Below are 6871 nucleotides of genomic sequence, written 5' to 3'. Positions count from 1 at the left end.
GTAATGCCGCACCATGGTCGGCGCGATCTCGTCCCGTCAACAGGACACCGCCCGTCAGCGCCAGGTCGGCCGACAGCATCCAAAACAAGTGCGGCACACCGCAGATGACTCGAACGCCGCACATGATGCACGCCCAATTGACAGCTCTGATATGCGAACAGCAAGCTGGGAAATATAAACGGGAGTCATATCGGGGGCCGACACAAAGCACCCGGCAAAGGCAGGTCAGCGTGCTGTATCAAGACGATTTACCACTGCGCAGAATACGAATCTTCGACACCACCCTGCGGGACGGCGAACAGGCGCCGGGAAACGCGATGCGGCCCGAGCAGAAACTCGATATCGCGCTGGCGCTGGAATCGCTTGGCGTCGACGTCGTCGAGGCCGGTTTCCCGAGTTCGTCACCGAGTGACCAGAAGGCGATCGCGATGGTGGCGTCGTCGTTGACCGCCGCCGCTGTCGGCACGCTGAATCGACCGGTGCGCGAGGACATTCGCATCGCCGTCGATTGCGGCGGCACCGAAGGGCACCATCTGCAGATCATGGCTACCGGCAGTGAGATCCATCTGAAGCACAAACGCGGCGTCGAACAGGACGAGGCGCAGGCGGAGGTCATCGAGGCGATCGGCTACGCCAAAGCCCTCGGCGTACGCAACGTCACCCTCGCCATCGAGGACGCCTCGCGCGGTACCGACCAGCTGCTCCGGCCGCTGATCACCGAATCGGTTGCGGCAGGCGCTGATTCGATCACCGTCGCGGACACCACCGGCTGCCTGGTGCCGACCCAGTACGGCGGGCTCATCGCCCGCATCCGGTCCTGGATTCCGCCGGAAATCGTGGTGTCGACGCACTGCCACGACGACCTCGGACTTTCCCTCGCCAACGCACTCGCCGGTATCGAGGCCGGCGCCGACGAGGTGCAGACCACCCTGGCCGGCATCGGCGAGCGAGCGGGCAACACGCCCCTCGAGGAATTGATCGCGGTACTCACCTACAACGGCGACGCGATCGGCGCGACCACAACGGCCGAGCCGGAGGGCCTCTACACCGCGTTCGAAATCCTCTGCGAGACCATCGCATTGACACCACCACGCAACAAGGCGATCTTCGGCGTCAACGCCTTCGCCACCCAGGCAGGCATCCACCAGGCAGGCATGCTGCGGGCCCCGATCACCTACGAGTACATCGAGCCCGTCCGGTTCGGCAGGCAGCGCTCGCTGCTGGTCGGCAGGCACTCGGGCCGAGCCGTGCTGCGCCATGCCCTCGACGAACTCGGCTTGCCGGTCGACGAGCAACTCGTCGACCGTGTCTACACCGAACAGATCGCCAACCGGTCCAATGGCGAATGCCTCGACCTGGCCGGTCTGAGCGAACTCATGCTGGCCACCCACGCCGCTACCGCGGGAGGCGCGGCTTGATGGGCGGGGCCAGCACACTTTTCGAGAAGGTCTGGCGCAGCCACCTCGTCGACCACCGCACCGGCGAGCCGGATCTGCTCTACATCGATCTGCACCTGATCCACGAGGTGAGTTCGCCGCAGGCGTTCGACGGTCTTCGCCTGTCCGGGCGCACGGTGCGCCGCCCGGAACTCACCCTCGCCGTCGAGGACCACAACGTACCGACCGACTCGCTGCTCGTGCTCGACCCGATGGGCAAACAGCAGGTCGAGGCGTTGCGGCGCAACTGCGCCGAACACGGCATCGAGCTGTTCCGCCTCGGTGACCGCAGGCAGGGCATCGTGCACGTGGTCGCGCCCGAACGCGGCTTCATCCGGCCTGGCATGTCGGTGGTCTGCGGCGACAGCCACACCTCGACGCACGGCGCGTTCGGCGCGCTGGCCTTCGGCATCGGCACCACCGACGTGGAACACGTGCTGGCGACCCAGACCCTGTCACTTCCCCGGCCGCGCACCATGGCCGTGGAGTTCACCGGCGAACTGCCGCCGGACGTGACGCCCAAGGACCTGGTCCTCGCGTTGAACGCACGCATCGGGGCCAACGGCGCGCACGGCCACGTCATCGAGTATCGGGGTGGGCCCATCGAGCAGATGTCGATGGAAGGCCGGATGACCGTGTGCAATATGAGCGTCGAGCTCGGCGCGCGGGCCGGGATGATTGCGCCGGACAAACAAACCTACGAGTACTTACAAGGCCTGCCAGGCATGCCGGACGGCAAGGACTTCGACGATGCCGTCGCGTACTGGGAAACACTGCGCACCGACCTCGACGCGGTCTTCGACGAAACGGTGCGCATCGACGTCTCGACGCTGACCCCGTATGTCACCTGGGGCACCAACCCTGGCCAGGCCGTGCCCATCGGCGGGCGGGTGCCCGACCCAGCGACGGGTACCGACGCGCAACGCGCGGCCGCCGAGCGCGCGCTCGACTACATGGGCCTCGAGCCGGGCACACGAATGGACTCGATCGAGATCGACACCGTCTTCGTCGGCTCGTGCACCAACGGGCGCATGGCGGATCTCGAGTCCGCGGCCGAGGTGCTGCGCGGCCGCACGGTGGCGCCCGGCGTCCGCATGCTCGTGGTACCCGGCTCGATCGAAGTCCGGCAGCGTGCCGAAAACATGGGCCTGCACAAGGTTTTCATCGAAGCGGGCGCGGAGTGGCGATTGTCGGGCTGCTCGATCTGCCTCGGCATGAACGACGACCGGCTCACCGGTTCGGCACGCTGCGTGTCGACCTCGAACCGCAACTACGAGGGCAGGCAGGGCGCTGGGGTCCGCACCCATCTGGCCGCACCCGCGGTCGCGGCGGCCAGCGCCATTACCGGAAAACTCACCGCCCCAGGCGATCTGCCCCCACTGGAGACATCGTGCAGCCGCTGATTCAACATACCGGACGCGGTATCACGCTGCGCCGCGGCGATATCGACACCGATCAAATCATCCCGGCCGAGTACTGCAAACGACTCACCAAGACCGGCTACGCGGACGCGCTGTTCGCCGAGTGGCGCACCGAGCCGGACTTCATCCTGAACCGGCCGTCCAGCGCGGACGCCGAATTCCTCATCGCCGCACATAATTTCGGCACCGGAAGTTCCCGCGAACACGCGGTCTGGGCCCTGCGGGACTGGGGTTTCGTCGCGGTCGTCGCCAGCAGTTTCGGCGACATCTTCCGGCGCAACGCGTTGAAGAACGGCCTCATCCCGGTCGAACTGCCCGCGCCCGCCGTCGCCGCACTCGCCGACCAGGTCGACGCCGAGCCGGATATCGAACTCACCGTCGACCTGGTCGGTCAGGAAATCCAGTGCGCCGCCCTGCGTTACGGCTTCGCCATCGACCACCGGGCCCGTCGGCTGCTGGTCGGTGGACTCGACGAAATCGCGATGACGCTCATCCGGGACAGCCGCATCAGCGCCTACGAGCGCACCAGACTGGACTGGCTGCCGAGCGTCAACGCGACCGCGCCGCTGGCCTACACCGGCGCCGCCGAGACGCGGCAACGATGACCGGCATCCCGGCGGCCGAGCGGGTCGGCAAGCTGGCCCGCAGCGGGCTGTTCCGGTTGCTCGCCGAGGGTCGGGACCAGGAGGTGATCGACCTCGCCCTCGGCATCCCCGCCGCGCCTGCGACCCCACCCGGCCTGATCGAGCTGGCCTGCGCCGCGCTCAGGGACGGCCACCACCAGTACGCGCTGCCGGAGGGCAATGCCGAACTGCGGCAACGGCTCTCGGCCGAGCTGTCGGTGCCGACCGACCCGGACACCGAGCTGACCATCACCGTCGGCGCCAGCGAGGCACTCACCTCGGCCGTGCTGGCCACCATCGACCCCGGTGACGAGGTCATCGTCTTCGAACCGGTCTACGAGAATTTCCTCAGCGCGATCGTCCTGGCGGGCGGCGTCCCGCGATTGGTCGCCATGCGCGCCCCCGGCTGGCGATTCGACAGCACCGAGTTGCGGGCCGCGTTCGGCCCGCGGACGAAGGCGATCGTGGTCTGCACACCGAACAACCCCACCGGTCACCTGCTGACCCGCGCGGAGTTCGCCGAGATCGCGCGACTCTGCGAGCAATGGAACGCCATCGTCATCTCCGACGAGATCTACTCGTCCTACGTCTACGACGGCACCAACCACGTGTCGGCCGCCGACCTGCCCGCGCTGCGCGAGCGCAGCATCGTGATCGGCAGCCTGTCCAAGAGCCACGCGGTGAGCGGGTGGCGGATCGGCTACCTGCGCGCGAGTCCCGCGCTGACCCATGCCATGCGCCGCGTGCACGCGGCGGTGTGCGGTGGCGGCCCAGCACCGTTGCAGGAGGCGGTCGCTCGCGCCGCCGCCGAGCCAGGCTTCTTGCGGGCAACCGAAAACCTCGGTGCGCAACGGGATCTGGTCGTCTCGATCTTCGACGATCTCGGCCTCCGGTGCCTGCCACCGGACGGCGGGTGCTACACGATGGCCGACATCCGGGCGTGCACCGACGAGGACTGCGAGTCGTTCGCCTACCGCCTGCTGCGGGAAACCGGGGTGATGGTCGCGCCGGGAAAGTTCTTCTTCGCGACCGAGGCGGACGGTGCCCACCTCGTCCGCATCGCATTCAACCGACGCCTGGAAACCCTCGACGAGGTCCGGCACCGGCTTTCGGTGTATCCGGCCCGAGACCACCATTTCACCGCACGATAAGGAGAGGCAATATGTCGAACGAATCCTCGGCGACAACAACTTTGGACACCGATCGGCGTGTCTTCGACTATATGCAGGGCTACCTCATGTGCTCGCTGTTCGCCGCGCTGGAGTCGGCGGGGGTGCTCGACGACCTGGCGGCCACCGGCTTGCGGCCGAGCGAGGTCGGCTCGAACAAATTCCTCACCACGGCGACGTTCGAGTACCTGGCCCAGCGCGGCGTCGTCAGCACCGACGACGGCGACCGCTACCGGCTGACCGAGTTCGGCCGCGCCGTGCACGCCGATCGCGGCTACCTGGTGTGGCTGACCGGCGGCTACGGCGAGGCGCTCACCGCGTTCGCGGATCTGCTCACCGACAAGCAGACCTTCGGCAAGGACATCGACCGCAACGTCCGCTGGGTCGCGGTCGGCTCCGCGATCATCGGCAAGCAGGACCTCTGGCCGCATGTCGCCGATGTGGTGCGCGAGTTCGAGTTCCACCACATCGCCGATCTCGGCTGCGGCAACGGCCACTACCTGATCTCGCTGTGCCATGAGGTCGGCGTGGCGGGCATGGGCGTCGACATCAGCCCGGACGCCTGCGCCGAGGCCGAACGCGAGGTGTCGAAAGCGGGTCTCAGCGACCGCATCCGGATCATCGAGGCCGACGCGGGCAACCTCAAGGCGGTGCCGGGTATCGACGACATCGACCTGGTGATCACCTTCTTCTTCCTGCACGAGGTGCTCGAGCACGGCTACGACGTGCTCGTCGCCTACCTGCGGCAGATCCAGGAGAGCCTGCCCAAGGGTGCGCACATGCTCACCGCCGAGGTCGGCCCGCCCGAGTTCGACAAGGACAGCCCCGAACTGTTCACCCCGGAGTACGCGCTCACCCAGGCGCTGATGGAGCAGAAACTGCTCGATGAGGACGGCTGGCGACGGGCCTTCACCGACGCCGGTTTCGAAGTGCGACAGGTCATTCGGCCCGAACTGCCGGAGGCCAGGATCATCTTGGCGAAGAAGCCGGACTGAGTGGAACGCGAGAGCGGGCCGGTCCATGGGCCGGCCCGCTCTCGCGTTGTCCGTCAGCGGCCCGGTGAGCCGCTGTGCCGCAACGCTTCCTCGGTCAGCTCCCCGATCGCACGGTAACCGGCGGTGGCCAGTGCGAGATCCAATTCGGCGAGCAGGCAACGCAATACGTGTTCGACGCCCCGGCGCCCGGCCAGCGCCAACCCATAGATGTATGGCCGACCGTAGAGGATGGCGTCCGCGCCGAGGGCGAGCGCCTTGAGGACGTCGACACCCGAGCGCACGCCGGAGTCGAACAGCACCGGGAAGTCACGGCCGACCTCGGCGCGGACCTCCGGTAGCGCGTCGAGTGCGGCGATGGTGCCGTCCACCTGCCGCCCGCCGTGCGTGGACACGATCACTGCGTCGACACCGACATTCTTGGCCTGCAGGCCATCTCGCGGATGCAGCACGCCTTTGAGCAGCACCGGCAGCCCGGTCTGCCCACGCAGCCAGCGGATATCATCCCAGGACAGTCCGGGATTGGCGAAGACCTGCGACCAGCGGGCCATGACGGCGGCGTGGTCGGCGTGCTCGGGCAGTCCGGCCCGGAAGACCGGGTCGTCGGCGATATTCACCGCGCCGTGCCCGTGCAGCACCGGCAGGAACGCGTTGTCCAGATCGGTGGGACGATAGCCGACGACCGGGGTGTCTACCGTAACGACGATGGCACCGTATCCGGCGGCCTCGGCGCGACCGACCAGCGACGTCGCCACGTCCCGGTCGGACGGGAAGTACAGCTGGAACCAGCGGGACGCGGTCGGTGCGGCCGCCGCGACCTCCTCCAGGCTTACCGAGCTGACGGTGGAGAGCACGAACGGCAGCCCGAGTTTTGCTGCGGCAAGCGAACTCTCGACCTCGCCCGCCGGATGAACCAGGCCCTGCGAGCCGATCGGCGCCAACAGCACCGGCGCGGGCAGCGGGTGACCGAACAGTTCCACCGTGAGGTCGCGCTCGCGCACATCACGCAGGATCCGCGGCAGCAGCCGCCAGCGTTCGAAGGCGGCCCGGTTGGCCGCCGCGGTGGCCTCGGTGCCCGCCGCGCCGGCGATGTATCCGAAGACCTCCTCGGACAGCACGCGGCGCGCTACTGCCGCCAATTTGGTTGGGTCGGTAGGTAATTCCGGCCGCGTGCCCGAAACACCGGCCCGATAGATCTCGCCGGTCAGCTCGCCGTATGCCATGACTCTC

At 67.7% G+C, this 6871-nt stretch carries 6 protein-coding genes; 5 read left to right on the top strand and 1 reads right to left on the bottom strand.

What is annotated here, in order from left to right; genetic code table 11:
- Positions 1–230 precede the first annotated feature (230 nt).
- Genes ACIA8C_RS21400 through ACIA8C_RS21380 form a run of 5 tightly spaced genes read left to right on the top strand, consistent with a single transcriptional unit; the run spans position 231 to position 5644 of the window.
- Positions 231–1418: a LeuA family protein gene (locus ACIA8C_RS21400; protein ID WP_397137223.1), complete on the top strand. Its 1188-nt coding sequence runs from the start codon at positions 231–233 to the stop codon at positions 1416–1418.
- On the top strand, positions 1418–2839 hold the full coding sequence (gene leuC / locus ACIA8C_RS21395) for a 3-isopropylmalate dehydratase large subunit (protein ID WP_397137220.1): 1422 nt from the start codon (positions 1418–1420) through the stop codon (positions 2837–2839). Before ACIA8C_RS21400 ends, leuC begins: the two co-directional genes overlap by 1 nt.
- Complete coding sequence (leuD, locus tag ACIA8C_RS21390; RefSeq protein ID WP_397137218.1) at positions 2827–3462, top strand: 3-isopropylmalate dehydratase small subunit; 636 nt, start codon at positions 2827–2829, stop codon at positions 3460–3462. Before leuC ends, leuD begins: the two co-directional genes overlap by 13 nt.
- The gene (locus ACIA8C_RS21385) at positions 3459–4631 is read left to right on the top strand and encodes a pyridoxal phosphate-dependent aminotransferase (RefSeq protein WP_397137216.1); all 1173 of its coding nucleotides are present in this window, start codon (positions 3459–3461) and stop codon (positions 4629–4631) included. The genes leuD and ACIA8C_RS21385 overlap by 4 nt, the downstream gene beginning before the upstream one ends.
- Positions 4632–4642: 11 nt before the next feature.
- On the top strand, positions 4643–5644 hold the full coding sequence (locus ACIA8C_RS21380; RefSeq protein ID WP_397137214.1) for an SAM-dependent methyltransferase: 1002 nt from the start codon (positions 4643–4645) through the stop codon (positions 5642–5644).
- A 53-nt stretch (positions 5645–5697) separates the two neighbouring features.
- On the opposite strand, the gene ACIA8C_RS21375 is transcribed toward ACIA8C_RS21380, so the two are convergent.
- The gene (locus ACIA8C_RS21375) at positions 5698–6864 is read right to left on the bottom strand and encodes an alpha-hydroxy-acid oxidizing protein (protein WP_397137212.1); all 1167 of its coding nucleotides are present in this window, start codon (positions 6862–6864) and stop codon (positions 5698–5700) included.
- Between the last annotated feature and the right edge of the window lie 7 nt (positions 6865–6871).

This window comes from Nocardia sp. NPDC051321, assembly GCF_044455225.1.
GTDB lineage: Bacteria > Actinomycetota > Actinomycetes > Mycobacteriales > Mycobacteriaceae > Nocardia.
The sequence above is the reverse complement of the archived record's forward strand: the minus strand, read 5'-3'. Positions and strand labels throughout refer to the sequence as shown.

What these genes read in the sequence shown, in the direction of transcription:
- ACIA8C_RS21380 (WP_397137214.1), top strand. Translation starts at nt 4,643, where the DNA reads ATGTCGAACGAATCCTCGGCGACAACAACTTTGGACACCGATCGGCGT.
- ACIA8C_RS21375 (WP_397137212.1), bottom strand. Translation starts at nt 6,864, where the DNA reads ATGGCATACGGCGAGCTGACCGGCGAGATCTATCGGGCCGGTGTTTCG.
- leuC (WP_397137220.1), top strand. Translation starts at nt 1,418, where the DNA reads ATGGGCGGGGCCAGCACACTTTTCGAGAAGGTCTGGCGCAGCCACCTC.
- ACIA8C_RS21385 (WP_397137216.1), top strand. Translation starts at nt 3,459, where the DNA reads ATGACCGGCATCCCGGCGGCCGAGCGGGTCGGCAAGCTGGCCCGCAGC.